Source organism: Mesorhizobium sp. RCC_202, assembly GCF_041355295.1.
Lineage (GTDB): Bacteria > Pseudomonadota > Alphaproteobacteria > Rhizobiales > Rhizobiaceae > Mesorhizobium.
Genome location: NZ_JBFUPO010000001.1, coordinates 794,212 through 811,260 on the forward strand (window position 1 = coordinate 794,212; position 17,049 = coordinate 811,260).

Consider the following 17,049-nt stretch of genomic DNA (forward strand, 5'->3'; position numbering starts at 1 on the left):
AGGGCTTCGATGGAAAACAACCGTAATTTCTTCATCACCATCGCGCTGTCGGTGTTGATCCTTGTTCTGTGGCAGGTGTTCTACATGAACCCGCGCATGGAGCAGCAGCGCGAGCAGGCCCGCATCGAGCAGCAGCGCGTCGAGGCGCAGAAGAAGGAAGCGCAAGGGACCAACCCAAGCGCCGCCGGAACCCCGGCGCCGGCTTCGGGCGCCATTCCGACCGCACCCGGAGGCGAGATCGCCACTGCCGCCAGCCGCGACCAGGCCATCGCGGCAACCAAGCGCATCAAGATCGACACGCCGAGCCTCGAAGGCTCGATCAACCTGACCGGCGCGCGGCTCGACGACCTCAAGCTCAAGCACTACACCGAGACCGTCGACAAGAACTCGCCCGAGATATCACTGCTCAACCCGCAGGCGCTGCCCACCGGCTATTTCGCCGAGATCGGTTTCGTCGGCTCAGACAAGACCGGCGCGGTGCCGAGTTCCGACACTGTCTGGAGCGTTGACGGCAACCCGACGCTGACCCCGTCGACGCCGGTGACGCTGACCTACACCAATGACAAGGGCCTGACCTTCAAGCGTACCATCTCGATCGACGACAATTACATGTTCACCGTTTCCGACACGGTGCAGAATTCGGGAAGTGCCGCCGTCAGCCTGTTCAACTATGGCCGCGTCACGCGCTACGACAAGCCGGCGGTCGCCAGCACCTATGTGCTGCATGAGGGCCTGATCGGCGTTACCGGCACCGAAGGGCTGACGGAGTACAAATATACGGCCATCGAAAAGGACAAGGAAGTCAAGCCGGGCAAATCGACCGACGGCTGGCTCGGCATCACCGACAAATACTGGGCCGTGACGCTGGTGCCCACCGAAAAGCAGCCCTTCCAGCCGCGCTATGCCTATTTCGAGGACGGCCGTCATCGCTACCAGTCGGACTTCCTCACCGATGCAATCAACGTCGGTGCCGGCCAGTCCGCGACGGTCGAGACAGAGATCTTCGCCGGCGCCAAGGAAGTCGCCAAGATCAACGCTTATGAGGCTGACCGTCACATTCGCCAGTTCAACCTGGTGATCGACTGGGGCTGGTTCTATTTCATCACCAAGCCGATGTTCTGGCTGATCGACACGCTCTACAAATTCTTCGGCAATTTCGGCTTGGCGATCCTCGCCACCACCGTCATCGTCAAAGCCATCTTCTTCCCGCTCGCCAACAAATCATACGCCTCGATGGCGAACATGAAGAAGGTGCAGCCGAAGATGACCGAAATCCGCGAGAAATATGCGGACGACAAGATGAAGCAGCAACAGGCGATGATGGAACTCTACAAGACCGAGAAGATCAATCCGCTCGCCGGCTGCTGGCCGGTGGCGCTGCAGATCCCGGTGTTCTTCTCGCTCTACAAGGTACTCTACATCACCATCGAGATGCGGCATGCGCCGTTCTTCGGCTGGATCCATGATCTTGCGGCGCCGGATCCGACCTCGGTCTTCAACCTGTTCGGCCTGATACCGTTCGCGGCGCCCGCCTTCCTGCCGCATATGGGCGCCTGGGCGGTGGTCATGGGCATCACCATGTTCCTGCAGATGCGCATGAACCCGACGCCGCCGGACCCGACGCAGGCCGCCATCTTCACCTGGATGCCGGTGATCTTCACCTTCATGATGGGCTCGTTCCCGGCCGGCCTCGTCATCTACTGGGCCTGGAACAACACGCTGTCGATCCTGCAGCAGGGCGTGATCATGAAGCGCCAGGGCGCCAAGATCGAATTGTGGGACAATCTGACGGCGCTGTTCCGCAAGAAACCATCGCCGGCGGAATAGCCGGCGCCCCTATCTTCCTAGAGCGCTCACCGTTTCGCGGAAACGGCGAACGCTCTAACTCTCTGCTTTGACGCAATTCCTGACGGAGGTTTACGGCGAAGTCGCCGAACTTAACCGCTCACAGTTTTCCTGGAATTGTTCTGATGCAAAACCCGGCCCTGGCCGGGTTTCTTGTTGCCCGCCGATGGTGGGCGGCGGCTACAATTTTCAGAAAATTATGCGGGCCGTGAAACTCCGCGCCGGGTGACCTCGTTATCTTCACGTCCCCCAAAAGGCCCGGGTGGCTTCCGGCGCGATAACGCCGGTGTTTGGGAGGCCGTCCCGGCGGACCGGGGCTCGCGGCGGAGCCCCGGTCTAAGCTTTCAGCCCTGTATGACAGGACCTTGTCTCTGGAACTTTGTGTCGTGGAGCGGTCGGCTTTTCGAACCGCTATTCCATGACGGCGCTGTGGTCGACCTTGGCCGGCGTGCCGGGCTTGCGCAGCAAGAGCACCAGCGGGATGGCCGCGAGCGACAGGATCATCATCAGCTTGAAGTCGTCGACATAGCTGATGATCGTCGCCTGCAGCGTGACCAGATTGTCGAGCGCGGCGCGGCCGGCGGCGGTGTACGGGCTCAGCGCCTGCGAGACCGCAGGATCGCTGAACGCCTGGTTGAAGGGCGTCACATAGGTGGCGATGTTGGCGTGATTGATCTGAACATTCTGTGTCAACAGCGCCGAAACCACCGAGATGCCGACGCTTGAACCGATGTTGCGCGACAGATTGTAGAGGCCGGTGCCCTCCGAGCGCCGCTCCGGCGCCAAAGTGGCGAAGGTAATGGTGGTGAGCGGCACGAACAGGAAGCCCAGCCCGGCGCCCTGGATGAAGCCGGTGCTGATGATCGTCCATTGCGAGACAGCGGGCGTCCAGCCGGTCATGTCGTACATCGCCCAGGCGGTGATGGCGAGGCCGATGAACAGCAGCCAGCGCGTGTCGACCTTGCCGACGAGACGACCGACGAGGAACATGCACGCCATGGTGCCGAGGCCGCGCGGACCCATGACGATGCCGGCCGTCACCACCGGATAGCCCATCAGCGTCTGCAGATAGGGCGTCATCAACGCCAGCGAGGCGAGATAGGTGACGCCGATGATGAAGATGAAGATCATGCCGACGGCGAAATTCCGGTCGAGGAACAGCCTCGGGTTCACGAAAGTGTTGCGGGCGGTGAAGGTGTGGACGATGAAGATGTAGAAGGCCGACGCGCAGACCAGCGCCTCGACGACGATCTCCGCCGACGAGAACCAGTTGAGCTGCTCGCCCCGGTCGAGGAACATCTGCAGCGCCCCAATGGAGACGCTGAGCATGCCGAAGCCCAGCCAGTCGAGCTTGGCCTTGAGATCGAGCTTGGTTTCCTGGACGAACATCGACACGCCGAAAAAGGCCAGCGCGCCGATCGGCACGTTGATGTAGAACACCCAGCGCCAGGAGACATTCTCGGTCAGCCAGCCGCCGATGACCGGGCCGAGCACCGGTCCGACCATGACCGAGACGCCGAATAGCGCCATGGCCGAGCCGCGTTCCTCGACGCTGTAGATATCGAGCAGGATCGACTGCGACAGCGGCACAAGGGCGGCGCCAAACAGGCCCTGCAGCAGGCGGAAGCCGACGATCTGCGGCAGCGACTGGGCAAAACCGCACAGCACCGAGGCGGCGACGAAGCCGGTGATCGCCACCAGAAGGATGCGCTTGCGGCCGAAACGGTTGGCAAGGTACCCCGAAGGCGGCGTCATCACGGCGGCAGCGACGATATAGGAGGTCAGCACCCAGTTGATCTGGTCGGCGCTGGCCGAGACGCTGCCCTGGATATAGGGCAGCGCGACATTGGCGATGGTGGTGTCCAGCGCCTGCATGATGACCGCCAGGATGACACAGGCGGTGATGGCGCCGCGATTGGCGACCACGGGCGCGCCTGTCGCGGTAGCCGTTGTCATGACTTTGACCCGGATTGCTTGAAGAGATTGGTGATGAAGTCGGGCAGGCCACGCGCATGGCCGGTGTCGATGTCGACCACGGCGCTCATGCCGCCGCGCAGCGGCGGCTTGCCCTGGGGATCGTCGATCGCCAGCCGCATCGGGATGCGCTGCACGACCTTGACCCAGTTGCCGCTGGTGTTCTGCGCCGGCAGCAACGAGAAGCTGGACGACGAAGCCGGGCTGATCGAACCGACGGTGCCGTGCCAGACGTCACCCGGATAACCGTCGATGCTGATCGTCGCCTTCTGCCCGGGCCGGACATAGGTGATCTCGGTTTCCTTGGGCTCGGCCGCGATCCAGATATCGGTCGACGACACCAGGCTGAAGGCGGGTTGCGATGCCGGCAGATACTTGCCGACCTGCAGCGCATCGACATTGGTGACGATGCCGTCGAAGGGCGCCTTGACGATAGCGTCGTTCAAGTTGCGCTGCGCATCGTCCACCGCCGACTGGGCCTGCAGGTAGAAGGGGTTCTTCTCGACCGGCTGGCTGGCGTCACCGCCGAGCTGGGCGAGCATGGACTGCGCCTGCGCCTTGGCGACGATCACCTTCTGGCGCGCGGCGACGAGATCGTGCTGGGCGCTGTCGAAGGTCGCCTTGGAGGCGGTCGAGGTCTTGAGCAGGTCCTGCTGACGCTGGAAAGCGGCCTCGTAATAGGGAATGTCGGCCCGCGCCTGATCGATCGCCGCCAGCGACTGCCGGTAGCTCGCCTGCAAGGTCAGCACCTGGTTGCGCACGGTGCCGAGCTGCGCCTCGGCGCCCGCAAGCGCGGTCTGGAAGGAGGCCGGCCGCAGCCGGAACAGCACCTGGCCCTTCTTGACCGCGTCGTTGTCATGCACGTCGATCTCGTCGACGGTGCCGGAGACGTCGGTTGAGACGCCGAGCGACTGGGCCTGGATATAGGCATTGTCGGTGGTCATGACCTGGCCGCCGACAACGTAATAGTAGCCGCCAGCCACCAGCGCGACCGGAAGCAGTGCAAACAATATCGGTCGGGTGAGACTGCGGCGCGGCTTGACGGGAGCCGGCGACGCCACGGTGACCGAGGCTGGCTTCGGCTGCGCCGAGGGGGCTTCAAGGGCCGCCGGCTCGGGAGCCATGGGCGCTTCCAGCTCATCGTCTTCGATCGGCGGGTTGGTGACGCGCCTTTGCTCGCGCTGGCTGTCCAGGCGGATGACCTGGTCGCTTACCCTGTCGCCGGCATTGTCTTCGTCGGCGGACTTTCTGGTTGAGGTTGATTCAGACATGGACTTTCTCCCGGTCGATGACCGGCTGGGCGCGGGCCTCGAGCAGATTGCAATTGATCAAGCGCTTTTCGAACGGACGCGCGACATCGTGCAGCACGAAGCTGATGGAGGGTGAGGGGGACATGGGAGGATATCGAGTCGGCGACAAGCTTTCGTAAGCATGCTTATTATCATCATGCACATAATCCCGCTGGACGCGGCGCGCAAGACCGACTAAGGCGCTTGGTAAAAATTTCGCATGGGCCACGGCGGCGCCGGCCCGACCTATATTCGAGCAAGGCAAGACCATGAACCGGCTCAAAATCACTCTTGTCGCCAGCCTTGTCGGGTGCGCCTTTCCAGCCGCGGCCAAGGACGCGATTAGTTGCGGCGGGGCGGCGATGCTTGGGGGCGCGCAGCTCAACTGCAGCCACGTTGAACCCAAGGCGCCGCCGCAATTCTGCACCTTCAGCTGGGCTCTGCACACGACGGCCGGCGACCAGAAAATCGTCGAGGGCAGCTTCTCGCTGCCGCCTGGAGCATCGAATGTCCAGGTCTACCAGGGCAGCGGTTTCGACAGCGCTCTTTCCAACCCGATCGTCATCTGCCGCGGCAGCCACTGAGCGGTTTGCGCTATAGCCGGATCACGTTAGTTTGATCGGATGTCGACGTCGCCGGCTACGCCGGGACGCGCCTGCAACCATGGAGGGACCGTGATGACTGGACCCAATCCCAACGTCAAGCATCCGGTTGCGATGCATCCGCGCATCGGTTTCCTGAAGGGACTGGTGAAGGCGCCGAACATCGAGATCGGCGACTTCACCTACTATGACGATCCCGACGGCCCGGACGCATTCGCCGAGAAATGCGTGCTGCATCACTACGACTTCATCGGCGACAGGCTGATCATCGGCAAGTTCTGCGCCATCGCGGAAGGCGCGCGCTTCATCATGAACGGCGCCAATCATGCCATGTCCGGCTTCTCGACCTATCCGTTCAACATTTTCGGCCATGGCTGGGAGGAAGGCTTCGACCCGCAGACCTGGTCGAAGGAGGTTCGCGGCGACACGATCGTCGGCAATGACGTGTGGATCGGCATGGATGCGGTGATCATGCCGGGCGTGAAGATCGGCCATGGCGCCATCATCGCCGCGAAATCGGTTGTCACGCACGATGTGCCGCCCTATGCGATCTTTGCCGGCAATCCGGCCAAGGTGGTAAAAATGCGCTTCGACGACTTCACGGTGCGACGCCTGCTCAAGGCGGCCTGGTGGGACTGGCCGGTGGACAGGATCAGCCGCAACCTCAACGCCATCCGTGGCGCCGACATTGCCAGACTGGAGGCCGCGGTTTGAACGCGCCAAACACGACCGCGATCAGCACCGAGCTTTTCACCCGCGCGTGGATCTTCATCCGCGGCGTGCCGTCGATGAAATTCCTGCCGCCGGAAGGACCGCCCGAGATCGCCTTTGCCGGCCGCTCCAATGTCGGCAAGTCGTCGCTGATCAACGCGCTGGTCAACCAGAAGGGACTGGCGCGCACCTCCAACACGCCGGGACGCACGCAGGAGCTCAACTATTTCGTGCCGGACGGCTTTTCCGGCGAGGGCGCCGACCTGCCGCCGATGGCGCTGGTCGACATGCCCGGCTACGGCTATGCCAGCGCGCCGAAGGAGAAGGTCGACGAGTGGACCAAGTTGATCTTCGAATATCTGCAGGGGCGCGTGACGCTGAAGCGCGTCTATGTGCTGATCGATGCCCGCCACGGCATCAAGGCCAAGGACGAGGAAGTGCTGTCGCTGCTCGACAAGGCGGCGGTGTCCTACCAGGTGGTGCTGACCAAGACCGACAAGATCAAGGCCGCCGGCGTGCCGAGACTGATCGAGGAGACGCTGGCCAAGATCAAAAAGCGGCCGGCGGCTTTCCCGATCGTATTGGCGACATCCTCGGAAAAAGCCGAGGGGCTCGACGAGCTGCGCGCTGCCATCGTGCTGGTGGCGAACGGCGGCTGACAACGGGGCGCGCCGTTGACCACGCCTCGGCAAACCGTCAAAATTGCACGGCCTGCTAAGGTTACGCCATGCGCATTGTTTTCCGTTGCGACCCTGCACTTGCCGAGACGCTGCCGCAACCCGTGCCGGCACGCACGGTCCTGCCCGACTGGCTGCGCAAAATGCCGTCCAAAGCCTATTCGGAGATCCACGGCCGCGATATCCGAACGGTAAAACAGTGTCCGCCGTTCGTCGATGCGATGACACATGGCTTCATGATCCTGCTGCCATGCGACGTGACGGTGGAGAATGGCGCCTTCGAATGGCATTGGGACATCCCGGAGCCTTCAACGAAGGGTCACCCACGGTCCCCGCTTAGCTTCCACGTTGCTGAACAGCTCGCCGGCGCGCCATTCGCCAACGGGCTGGCGGCGATAAAATTCAACAGTTTCTGGACAATCGAGCTGGAGGAAGGCTGGTCCTTGTTCGCCACCCACCCGGTCAGCCGCGACGACCTTCCTTTCCGCCTGGTGACGGGGGTCGTCGATTCGGATCATTTCCAAGACGCCGGCATCAATTTCCCGGCGGTCTGGACCGACCAGGATTTCCGGGGAGTTCTGCCCAAGGGCACGCCGGTCGCGCAATGTTTTCCCGTGCCGCGCGCAGCACCCGAACTCGTCTTCGAGAGCTTCGATGCCGCTCGCGAGATCGCCTATGCGGAAACCGTCGCCGATGTCCTGGCCAGACCCGGCGTCTACCGGAAGCAGTTTCGCGACAAGCGCGCCCGCTAGAGCGTTTTCACCGTTTCACTGAAACGGCGAACCGCTCTATCTCTTTGTTTTGTCGTAATTTCCAGGCGGAAAACCGCTCACACCTTTCCTGAAATTGTTCTAGGACTCGCCGAGCAGTCCCTTCAGCGCTTCGCGATCGAGCCAAAGCCGTCCATGCGGTGCCGACGTCAGGGCCATCGCAATGGTGCCGAATGTTGCGGGGCGCTGCCGGTAGGCCGTTCGATAGGCTTGGATCGCGGCGTCCATGTCGCCTGTTTCCTGAAGCGCGACCCCTAGATTGACCGCGGCCTCGGCATCATCCGGGCGCTTTTCCAGTGCCTTGCGATAAGCGGCGCCGGCGCCGGCATGGTCATGCAGATCCTGCCTGACAAGGGCGAGGTCGAACCATGCCGAGGCAGGCGCATCGCCCTTGATGGCACGCTCCAGAAAAGGAGCTGCTTCGGCTGGCATGCCGTCCTCAAACAGAATGCGGCCCAGACGCGCTGCAGCTTCGGCGGATGAAGGATCGGCCTGTGTCGCCGCGCGCCACGCCTGATACGCCTGGCCCCGGTCGCCCGCCGCATCGAGCGTGCGCGCCCGCTCGAGCAGTCCGGCAACGCCGGGCGCCAATTCCGCTGCGCGCCCGAAATGGTAAAGCGCCGGCTCAAAGTCCCCTGCCGCCCGCGCTATCCGTCCCGCGAGCAAATGAGCGGATGCGTTGTCGGCCCTGATCGACAGACTTGCACGAATATGGGCGCGGGCTTTCGCCACCTCTCCCTTTGCAAACAGGACGGCCGCCAGAAGATGGTTGAGAGCCGGTTCATCCGGCGTCTGGCGAAGGCCCTCTTCGCAAAGCAGGCGCGCCTGGTCGTGGCGACCGGCATTGAAGTCCGCCACGATGCGCCGAATCCGGTCCTGCAGCTTTGTATCGACCATCCTCAACCTGCCTGCCACGCCGAGCCCCCCTGCGGCCCAGTGATCCGTCGAAGCCCGCCTTAAATGTTTGAGCCTTGGGGCCGTCAGGTCAAGCTGGCGTTCGGCATGTCTCGTGGGGTGGCGGGGAAACGGCGGCTGACGCCAGCGATGGGACCGGTCCGTCAGGGATCAATCCGTCTCGTCGCGTTCCGGCTCGCGGTCGCGACGCCCGGTGAGGATTTCGCGCTTGCCGACATGGTTGGGCGTGCCGACCAGCCCTTCCTTCTCCATGCGTTCGACCAGCGAAGCGGCGCGGTTGTAGCCGACGCCAAGCCGACGCTGGATGTAGGAGGTCGAGCACTTCTTGTCGCGTTTGACCACCTTGATGGCTTCCTCGTAGAGGGCATCGCCATCGTCCTCGGCGATCGCGGTCTTGTCGAAGACCGGGCCGGTGTCTTCGGCTTCCTGATCCTCTTCCTCGTCGGCGGTGACGGTGTCGAGATATTCGGGGCGGCCCTGCGCCTTGAGATGCGCCACCACCTGCTCGACCTCGAGGTCGGATACGAAGGGGCCGTGCACGCGCGCAATGCGTCCGCCACCGACCATATGCAGCATGTCGCCCTGGCCGAGCAGCTGCTCGGCGCCCTGTTCACCAAGGATGGTGCGGCTGTCGATCTTGGACGTGACCTGGAAGGAGATGCGGGTCGGGAAATTTGCCTTGATGGTGCCGGTGATGACATCGACGGAGGGCCGCTGCGTTGCCATGATCAGGTGAATGCCGGCGGCGCGCGCCATCTGCGCCAGACGCTGGATGGCGCCTTCGATTTCCTTGCCGGCCACCATCATCAGATCGGCCATCTCGTCGACGATGATGACGATGTAGGGCATCGGCGTAAGATCGATTTCGCGCTCTTCGAACAGCGGTTCGCCCGTGCCCTTCTCGAAGCCGACCTGCACCTGCATGGCCACGGTTTCGCCCTTGTCGCGGGCGCTTGCGGCGCGCTGGTTGTAGCCGTCGATGTTGCGCACGCCGAGCCGCGCCATCTTGCGATAGCGATCTTCCATTTCACGCACCGCCCATTTCAGCGCCGTCACCGCCTTCTTGGAATCGGTGACGACCGGGGTGAGCAGATGCGGGATGCCGTCATAGACCGAGAGCTCGAGCATCTTGGGATCGACCATGATGAGGCGGCATTCCTCCGGCTTCATCCGGTAGAGCAGCGACAGGATCATGGTGTTGATGGCGACCGACTTGCCCGAGCCGGTGGTGCCCGCGACCAGAAGGTGCGGCATCTTGGCGAGCTCGGCGATGACCGGCTCGCCGCCGATCGTCTTGCCGAGGCCGAGAGCCAGCTTGCAGGACGTGTTGCGGAAGCCGGCCGACCCGATCAGCTCGCGGAAATAGACGGTCTCGCGCGTCTCGTTGGGCAGTTCGATGCCGATGACGTTGCGGCCCGGCACCACGGCGACGCGCGCCGAGACGGCCGACATGGAGCGGGCGATGTCGTCGGCCAGGCCAATGACACGGCTGGACTTCACGCCTGGCGCCGGCTCGAATTCATAGAGCGTGACGACGGGACCCGGGCGGACATGGATGATCTCGCCCTTGACGCCGAAATCCTCCAGCACGCTTTCGAGCAGGTCGGCGTTCTGCTCCATCCGCTCCTGCGACATGTAGAAGCCCTGGCCTTCCGGCGGCATCTGCAAAAGGTCTTCGGAGGGGAGCTCGTAACCAGCCGTACCGATTACCGGCGCGATCTTGCCGGCAAGTGGCAGTGCGGGCGCCGACTTGGCTGCCCGGGCACCCCTTGCGGGCGCGGTCGGCGCGATGTCCGCAGTAGCGGGCTGCACGGCCGGCTCGACGGCCGGCGCCGACATTGAAGCCGTGCCGGCGAGCGTCGTGTTCGAGCGCCATTCGATGACGCGGTAGAACGATGTCGCCTCGCTCATGAGAGGGATGCGCGACTGGCTCGGTTGCGGCCCCGGAGTCGGGACAGCGGGCGACGACCCGGCGGATTGCTGCGTTGCCTGTGCCCGTGCCAGACGCTCGGCCAGGAACGGCATGCCGAACTCGAAAAACGCGTGGTCGGAAAGATAGGACCAGCGCAATCCGGTCGGGCGCGGCTTCGGCGCTGGAACAATGGTATGCGGCGGCGCAGCGGCCGTTGCGGGAACAGTGACGACAGCGGGGGCAACCGGCCGAGCCGGATTGGTCTTCGCCTGGACCGAAGCCAGCGGCGCGGGCCTGACAGGCGCCGCCGCGGAATTTGGTTTCGGCGGCAGAGCGGCCTCCGTCTGTGGCGCCGGGCGCTTTACGGCATCGGAATCGGGCGTGCGCGTAAAACGCACGTTCGGCGCCAGAAAGAAATAGTTCTGGAAAGTCGGTCGGTTGAATCCACCGTCGGTCGAATCGGACGGTTCATCGCGGACGGCATTCGATTCGGCGACGGGCACGGCGCGCAACGGGACAATTTGCGCCGCTTGCGGCTGCGCGCCCGCGCCCGGGCGCCCAACGTCCCGCGGATGATGATTGTCATCGCTATCGTAGGCCGAGGCACCGGGAAGATTGGCACGGGGGAAACGCATGGATGTCATACTCGAGACTCGCCGGTTGCACGTGTCCCGAGACATAGAAAGCGATGGTTAACAGGTCCTTCCGAAAACCCGGTGACGAGGTCGTTGACGGTCGGATTTGATCGGAAAAAATCTACCCGGCATCGAAGCGACCCACAGGCCGATTGGAACTGGCAACACGCATCACGAACCTTCGGGTTCGGGCAGGGCGCCTCCATGTCGGCTGTCGCGAGTTCCGTCCATCGAAGAGACGCTCGCTTGCGATGGTCAGGCCGTCTCGGACGCACGCTCCTCGGCGAACAGCTTCTCTGTACCGTAGGCCTTGAGGAACACATCGACACCTGAACGCACGATATGCTCGATCTCCGCCTGGCCTGGGGCCTTGGTGCGGTAGGAGAAGATGCACTGCCGGAACAGGCCGGCGAGGCAGAGTTCGGTGTACTGATAGGCGGCGAGATCGACATCGTCGATCTTCAGCAGGCCACGCTCGACGGCCTCAACGAGGAAGGACATCACCTTGTCATGGCCGCGTTTGGGACCACGCTCATAGAAGCGGGCGCCAAGCTCGGGAATCCTGTCGGAGGCACCGACCACGGTGCGCTGCGCCTGGATGACTCTGACCGAGGTGATCTTGGTCGAGAGCACCACGCCAAATTTCACCATTGTCTTGCGCAGATCGTCAAAGTGATCGAGCACCTCATACATGTTCTTGAAGATGCTGCCGCGCTCTTCTTCGATGAGGGCCTCGAACAGCTCTTCCTTGTTCTCGAAATAGACGTAGATGGTGCCCTTGGAGACGCCGGCCTCGCGCGTTATGTCGTTCATGGACGCGGCCTCGAAGCCTTTGTCTATGAAGACGCGGCGCGCGCCCTCGATGATCTGGGCCCGCTTAACAGGATCCTGCCCGGCGGCCGGTCGGCCCTTGCGCAGGTCGAGCAGATCGCTGTCCGCTGTCGTTTCGACCATTAAAGTCACACCTCGCAAAATATTTCGAACCGCTCGGTTCGATTTCCTCTTGATATGGGCCTCTTCCCGCGCTATGTCAACGGCGAATTCGAACCGAACGGTTCAGTCTGACTGACAATCCAGAGAGATCATCATGTCCTCGAACGCGCCCGCCACCGCCGAAGTCCGCCCCTTTCCCAACGCCAAGGTCCAACCGTCGACCGAAGCTCCGGAAGCCCCCACCCAGCCCGTCACCCCGGTTGCTCCTCCCGCAGCCGAAGCACCGGCCAAGAAGAAGCGCTCGGTGCGTTCGTTCCTGTTGCCGATCATCGGCGTGGCCCTGCTCGGCGCCGGCGCCTGGTATGGTTATGACTACTGGACCGACGGCCGCTTCATGATCTCAACCGACGACGCTTATGTCCAGGCCGACATGTCCTTCGTGTCGCCGAAGATTTCCGGCTATATCGACAAGGTCCTGGTGAGCGAGAACCAGCAGGTAAAGGCCGGCGATCCGCTGTTCGTCATCGACAATGGCGACTACAAGATCGCCGTTGCCCAGGCCGAGGCGCAGATCGCGACGCTCGCCAAGACGCTCGACCGCATCGACGCACAGACCAAGGCCGCCCAGGCCTCCCTGCAACAGGCCCAGGCCTCGAAGGTTGCCGACCAGGCCGCCGCCGACAATGCAGGCCGCGCCCAGGTGCGCGCGACGCAGTTGCTCAAGACCCATGTCGGTACGCAGGCGCAGCTCGATGACGCCCAGACGGCGCTCGATCAGGCAAACGCCGCGCTTGTCGGCGCGGATGCGCAGATCGCCGCGGCCCAGGCCAATATCGGTGTGCTGCAAGCCCAGCGCGCGGAATCGGCCTCGACGCTGGCTTCGCTGCAGCTGACCCGCGACAAGGCCGCGCGCGACCTCGCCTTCACCGTGCTCAAGGCGCCTTATGACGGCGTCGTCGGCAACCGCTCGGTCGAGCAGGGCGACCTCGTCAGCCCTGGACAGAAGCTCGCCGTCGTCGTGCCGATGGACAAGCTCTACATCGTCGGCAACTTCAAGGAAACGCAGCTTGGCCGGATGGTGCCTGGCGAAAAGGTGCGCATCACCGTCGATGCCATCGACGGCCAGACCTTCGAAGGCACCGTCTCGTCGCTGGCGCCGGCCTCGGGCGCGGTGTTCTCGCTGCTGCCTCCGGAAAACGCCACCGGCAACTTCACCAAGGTGGTGCAGCGCGTGCCCGTGCGCATCGACGTGCCGGCCGATGTCCTGAAGACCGGCAAGTTGCGCGCCGGCCTGAGCGTCGTCGTCGCCGTCGACAGCCGCACGGCGCCCGCCAGCACGACCAACTAAGCACTTTTGGGGGGACGGTTCGGTGGCCTGTTGAGCACCGAACCGTCCAGCCCGCCAGTATTTGTTTCGATGCAATTCCGGACGGAAACCCTTGTTCCCGGAATTGCTCTAGGGAGGCCATGATATGGCAACCGCAACCCTGACAGCAGGCGCGCCGGCGGCAAGGCCGGCAGTCCCTGACACCATCTCGACCAGACGTGTCATCGCCTTCCTGGCGATGGTGTTCGGCATGTTCATGGCGATCCTCGACATCCAGATCGTCTCGGCTTCGCTGGCCGAGATCCAGGCCGGTCTCAGCGCCAGCTCGGATGAAATTCCGTGGGTGCAGACCGCCTATCTGATTGCCGAAGTTGTGATGATCCCGCTGTCGGGCTTCCTCAGCCGGATGCTGTCGACCCGGGTGCTGTTCACCATCGCCGCCGCCGGCTTCACCGCGGCCAGCGCGCTTGCCGCCACCGCCACCAACATCGACCAGATGATCGTCTACCGCGCCATCCAGGGTTTCATCGGCGGCGGCATGATCCCCAGCGTGTTCGCGGCCGCTTTCACCATCTTCCCGCCTTCCAAGCGCGCCATCGTCTCGCCGATGATCGGCCTGGTGGCGACGCTGGCGCCGACCATAGGCCCGACCGTCGGCGGCTATATCAGCCACGCTTTCTCATGGCATTGGCTGTTCCTGGTCAATGTCGTGCCGGGCATACTGGTGGCGACCGCGGCCTGGTCGCTGATCGATTTCGACAAGCCGAACCTCAAGCTGTTCAACAAATTCGACTGGTGGGGCCTGATCGGCATGGCCGCCTTCCTGGGCTGCATGGAATATGTGCTGGAGGAAGGCCCGAACCACGACTGGCTGCAGGAGCCGGCGGTGTTCGCCTGCGCTGTCATCATGACCATCGGCGCTGTCGTGTTCTTCTGGCGCGTGTTTACCGCCGAGGAACCGATCGTCGATCTCAAGGCCTTCACCAACGTCAACTTCGCCTTCGGCTCGCTGTTCTCCTTCGTCATCGGCATCGGCCTCTACGGCCTCACCTATCTCTATCCGGTGTTCCTGGGACGCATCCGTGGCTACGATTCGATGATGATCGGCGAAGCGCTGTTCGTCAGCGGCCTGGCGATGTTCGTCACCGCGCCGATCTCCGGCTTCCTATCCAGCAAGATGGATTTGCGGCTGATGATGATGATCGGCTTCCTCGGCTTTGCCACCGGTACCTGGTGGATGACGCATCTGACCGCCGACTGGGATTTCTATGAGCTGCTCATCCCGCAGATCCTGCGCGGCTGTTCGATGATGCTGTGCATGGTGCCGATCAACAACATTGCGCTCGGCACACTGCCCCCGGACCGGCTGAAGAACGCATCGGGCCTGTTCAACCTGACCCGCAACCTCGGCGGCGCCGTCGGCCTTGCGCTGATCAACACGGTGCTGATCGACCGCAACGCCTTCCACTACGCCCGGCTGGCCGAGCATGTGCAGTGGGGAAGCGCCGCCGCGCAGACCAAGCTGCAGAACATGACGTTGAATTTCGAGCAGACCGCAGGGCTCGATGCCACGACTGCCGCGATCTCGAAACTGTCGGGCATGGTTCAGCAACAGGCGGCGCTGCTGTCGTTCATGGACGTGTTCATGATGCTGACGGTGCTGTTCGCCTCGCTCGGTTTCTTCGTGCTGTTCATCAACAAGCCGGCCCAGCAGGGCGGCGGCGGAGGCCATTGAGGAGCCGGAACCCCCGCCTGGCATCCTCACGCGTGACCCCGGAAATCGGTGACGATTTCCGGGGTCATTCTTTTTCGGAGACCGAACGCGGCTCCAGGTGGGTTGAGATTCAGGTCAGGCCGAGCCGAAAATGGCGGGTTCCGAGAACCGGGGCCGAGCGTACTTAAGTACGTGAGCACCGAAGCGCAGGAAGCCGGCATTTGCAGGCCGGCATCACCTGGATATCGACCCAGCTCAGGCGGTGGCCGGCTTGAAGCTCAGCGCCACGCCATTGATGCAGTGGCGCAGGCCGGTCGGCGGCGGGCCGTCATCGAAGACATGACCGAGATGGCCGCCGCAGCGGCGGCAATGGACTTCGGTGCGCGTCATGCCGAGCGAGCGGTCCACGGTCTTGCCGATGGAATTGGCGATCTCCTGGTAGAAGCTCGGCCAGCCGGTGCCGGAATCGAACTTGGTCTCGGATGCATAGACCGGCAGGTCGCAGCCGGCGCAGGCGAACACGCCTTTGCGGTGCTCGTTGAGCAAAGGGCTGGTGCCCGGATATTCGGTGCCTTCCTTGCGCAACACATCGAAGGCGGCGTCGGAAAGGATGGCGTGCCATTCAGCGTCGGTCTTGGTGACCTCGAAGGTCTCGGCGGCCAAAGCCGGGTTCGGCCCACCAGTGCGCAGAAGCGCCCCGGAGCCGACAATCAGAGCGGCAGCGGCAGCTCCGCTCCAGAGAATATCACGACGGTTCATGGCCATTCCTCCTGCACTTTTGTGCCAGATCGCGGCGCCACCTGAAAATCAAAAGCCGGTGACGCTCTGTCTCTTTGTCTTGACGCAATTCCGAACGGAAACCGCTGCACACTTTTCCCGGAACTGCTCACAATGATGCTCCGCATCGCCTTTCCAGGACAACGCGGAGCACACTCTTGCCGGATTACGCGGATCTTTGCGGCCGGCGCGGTTCGACCTATTCTTCGCCGGCCGGGCCCGCTTTGTTACATCTTCGGCAAGAGAACCTTGTCGATGACGTGGATGACGCCGTTCGACTGGCGGACGTCGGCGATGGTGACATGCGCGACATTGCCGTTCTCGTCGGTCACGGTGACCTTGCCCTTCTCCGACTTCAGCGTCAGCTCGCAGCCGCCGGCCGTCTTGACCTCGTGCGCGCCGCCATCGGCCTTGGCCATCTTGGCGACGTCGGCGGCCATCGCCTTGGCGGCGACGACATGGCAGGTCAGGATCTTGACCAGCTTGTCCTTGTTCTCGGGCTTGAGCAGCGTATCGACCGTGCCGGGCGGGAGAGCGGCGAAGGCCTCATTGGTCGGCGCGAAAACGGTGAAGGGGCCCTTGCCCTCAAGCGTGTCGACCAGGCCGGCGGCCTTGACGGCAGCGACCAGCGTCGTGTGGTCCTTGGAATTGACGGCGTTCTCGATGATGTTCTTCTTGGCATACATCGGCGCGCCGCCGACCATCGGATTGGCATAGGCAATGGCGCCAAGCGCCGAAAGGCCGATCGTAGAGGCGAGCAAAAGGGTGGCGAGTTTACGCATAGTATAAGTCTCCTCGGGTTGTTTTTCCCCTGTTTGGGAACGCTAGGAGATACGGTGCTCGAAAAACTAAGTTTCGCTACTCCCAAAAGATTTCGCTCTTTCAGGCGAGACTTCTGTCTCTATCTGGTTAGGCACCAGCAGAGCCTCGAACATGGGCGACGTGCCCAGATAAGCTTCATCTAATCT

Annotated in this window: 15 protein-coding genes; 7 read left to right on the top strand and 8 right to left on the bottom strand. The window is 63.1% G+C overall.

Annotation, left to right across the window (positions count from 1 at the left end; genetic code table 11):
* Nucleotides 1-9 precede the first annotated feature (9 nt).
* A complete protein-coding gene (gene yidC, locus AB6802_RS03690; RefSeq protein WP_371008646.1) occupies nucleotides 10-1,827 on the top strand; it encodes a membrane protein insertase YidC in 1,818 nt (605 codons plus the stop codon).
* A 429-nt stretch (nucleotides 1,828-2,256) separates the two neighbouring features.
* Here yidC and AB6802_RS03695 read toward each other — a convergent pair whose 3' ends face one another.
* From AB6802_RS03695 to AB6802_RS03705, 3 genes are read right to left on the bottom strand one after another with little or no spacing between them, the layout of a single operon-like run.
* Nucleotides 2,257-3,801 carry a DHA2 family efflux MFS transporter permease subunit gene (locus AB6802_RS03695; RefSeq protein WP_371008647.1) on the bottom strand — a complete coding sequence of 515 codons (1,545 nt, stop codon included), beginning with the start codon at nucleotides 3,799-3,801 and terminating at the stop codon, nucleotides 2,257-2,259.
* Entirely contained in the window at nucleotides 3,798-5,090 is a 1,293-nt protein-coding gene (locus AB6802_RS03700) for an efflux RND transporter periplasmic adaptor subunit (RefSeq protein ID WP_371008648.1), read from the bottom strand. Before AB6802_RS03700 ends, AB6802_RS03695 begins: the two co-directional genes overlap by 4 nt.
* The gene (locus tag AB6802_RS03705) at nucleotides 5,083-5,214 is read right to left on the bottom strand and encodes a hypothetical protein (RefSeq protein WP_371008649.1); all 132 of its coding nucleotides are present in this window, start codon (nucleotides 5,212-5,214) and stop codon (nucleotides 5,083-5,085) included. Before AB6802_RS03705 ends, AB6802_RS03700 begins: the two co-directional genes overlap by 8 nt.
* A 163-nt stretch (nucleotides 5,215-5,377) precedes the next feature.
* Between AB6802_RS03705 and AB6802_RS03710 the strand changes: the two genes are divergently transcribed.
* The 4 genes from AB6802_RS03710 to AB6802_RS03725 all read left to right on the top strand — a co-directional run bounded on the left by AB6802_RS03710 (nucleotide 5,378) and on the right by AB6802_RS03725 (nucleotide 7,850).
* Complete coding sequence (locus AB6802_RS03710; protein ID WP_371008650.1) at nucleotides 5,378-5,692, top strand: hypothetical protein; 315 nt, start codon at nucleotides 5,378-5,380, stop codon at nucleotides 5,690-5,692.
* Between the two features lie 93 nt (nucleotides 5,693-5,785).
* Nucleotides 5,786-6,424 (top strand): CatB-related O-acetyltransferase, encoded by a 639-nt coding sequence (locus AB6802_RS03715; RefSeq protein WP_371008651.1) that lies wholly within the window; start codon nucleotides 5,786-5,788, stop codon nucleotides 6,422-6,424.
* The gene (gene yihA / locus AB6802_RS03720) at nucleotides 6,421-7,080 is read left to right on the top strand and encodes a ribosome biogenesis GTP-binding protein YihA/YsxC (RefSeq protein ID WP_371008652.1); all 660 of its coding nucleotides are present in this window, start codon (nucleotides 6,421-6,423) and stop codon (nucleotides 7,078-7,080) included. Before AB6802_RS03715 ends, yihA begins: the two co-directional genes overlap by 4 nt.
* Nucleotides 7,081-7,148: 68 nt before the next feature.
* Nucleotides 7,149-7,850, top strand: a complete 702-nt coding sequence (locus tag AB6802_RS03725; RefSeq protein ID WP_371008653.1) for a hypothetical protein — start codon at nucleotides 7,149-7,151, stop codon at nucleotides 7,848-7,850.
* 99 nt (nucleotides 7,851-7,949) lie between these two features.
* Here AB6802_RS03725 and AB6802_RS03730 read toward each other — a convergent pair whose 3' ends face one another.
* The 3 genes from AB6802_RS03730 to AB6802_RS03740 all read right to left on the bottom strand — a co-directional run bounded on the left by AB6802_RS03730 (nucleotide 7,950) and on the right by AB6802_RS03740 (nucleotide 12,284).
* Nucleotides 7,950-8,726, bottom strand: coding sequence for a tetratricopeptide repeat protein (locus AB6802_RS03730; protein WP_371008654.1), 777 nt, complete (start codon nucleotides 8,724-8,726; stop codon nucleotides 7,950-7,952).
* Nucleotides 8,727-8,933: 207 nt separating this feature from the next.
* The gene (locus AB6802_RS03735) at nucleotides 8,934-11,330 is read right to left on the bottom strand and encodes a DNA translocase FtsK (RefSeq protein WP_371008655.1); all 2,397 of its coding nucleotides are present in this window, start codon (nucleotides 11,328-11,330) and stop codon (nucleotides 8,934-8,936) included.
* A gap of 255 nt (nucleotides 11,331-11,585) precedes the next feature.
* Nucleotides 11,586-12,284 carry a TetR/AcrR family transcriptional regulator gene (locus AB6802_RS03740; RefSeq protein ID WP_371008656.1) on the bottom strand — a complete coding sequence of 233 codons (699 nt, stop codon included), beginning with the start codon at nucleotides 12,282-12,284 and terminating at the stop codon, nucleotides 11,586-11,588.
* Between the two features lie 133 nt (nucleotides 12,285-12,417).
* Here AB6802_RS03740 and AB6802_RS03745 point away from each other — a divergent pair, with 133 nt between their 5' ends.
* Both AB6802_RS03745 and AB6802_RS03750 read left to right on the top strand, forming a co-directional pair.
* Nucleotides 12,418-13,611: an HlyD family secretion protein gene (locus tag AB6802_RS03745; protein ID WP_371008657.1), complete on the top strand. Its 1,194-nt coding sequence runs from the start codon at nucleotides 12,418-12,420 to the stop codon at nucleotides 13,609-13,611.
* Between the two features lie 124 nt (nucleotides 13,612-13,735).
* Nucleotides 13,736-15,325 (top strand): DHA2 family efflux MFS transporter permease subunit, encoded by a 1,590-nt coding sequence (locus AB6802_RS03750; protein WP_371008658.1) that lies wholly within the window; start codon nucleotides 13,736-13,738, stop codon nucleotides 15,323-15,325.
* A 234-nt stretch (nucleotides 15,326-15,559) separates the two neighbouring features.
* Here AB6802_RS03750 and msrB read toward each other — a convergent pair whose 3' ends face one another.
* Nucleotides 15,560-16,063: a peptide-methionine (R)-S-oxide reductase MsrB gene (gene msrB / locus AB6802_RS03755; RefSeq protein ID WP_371008659.1), complete on the bottom strand. Its 504-nt coding sequence runs from the start codon at nucleotides 16,061-16,063 to the stop codon at nucleotides 15,560-15,562.
* A 245-nt stretch (nucleotides 16,064-16,308) separates the two neighbouring features.
* Nucleotides 16,309-16,863: a fasciclin domain-containing protein gene (locus AB6802_RS03760; protein ID WP_371008660.1), complete on the bottom strand. Its 555-nt coding sequence runs from the start codon at nucleotides 16,861-16,863 to the stop codon at nucleotides 16,309-16,311.
* Nucleotides 16,864-17,049: the final 186 nt, after the last annotated feature.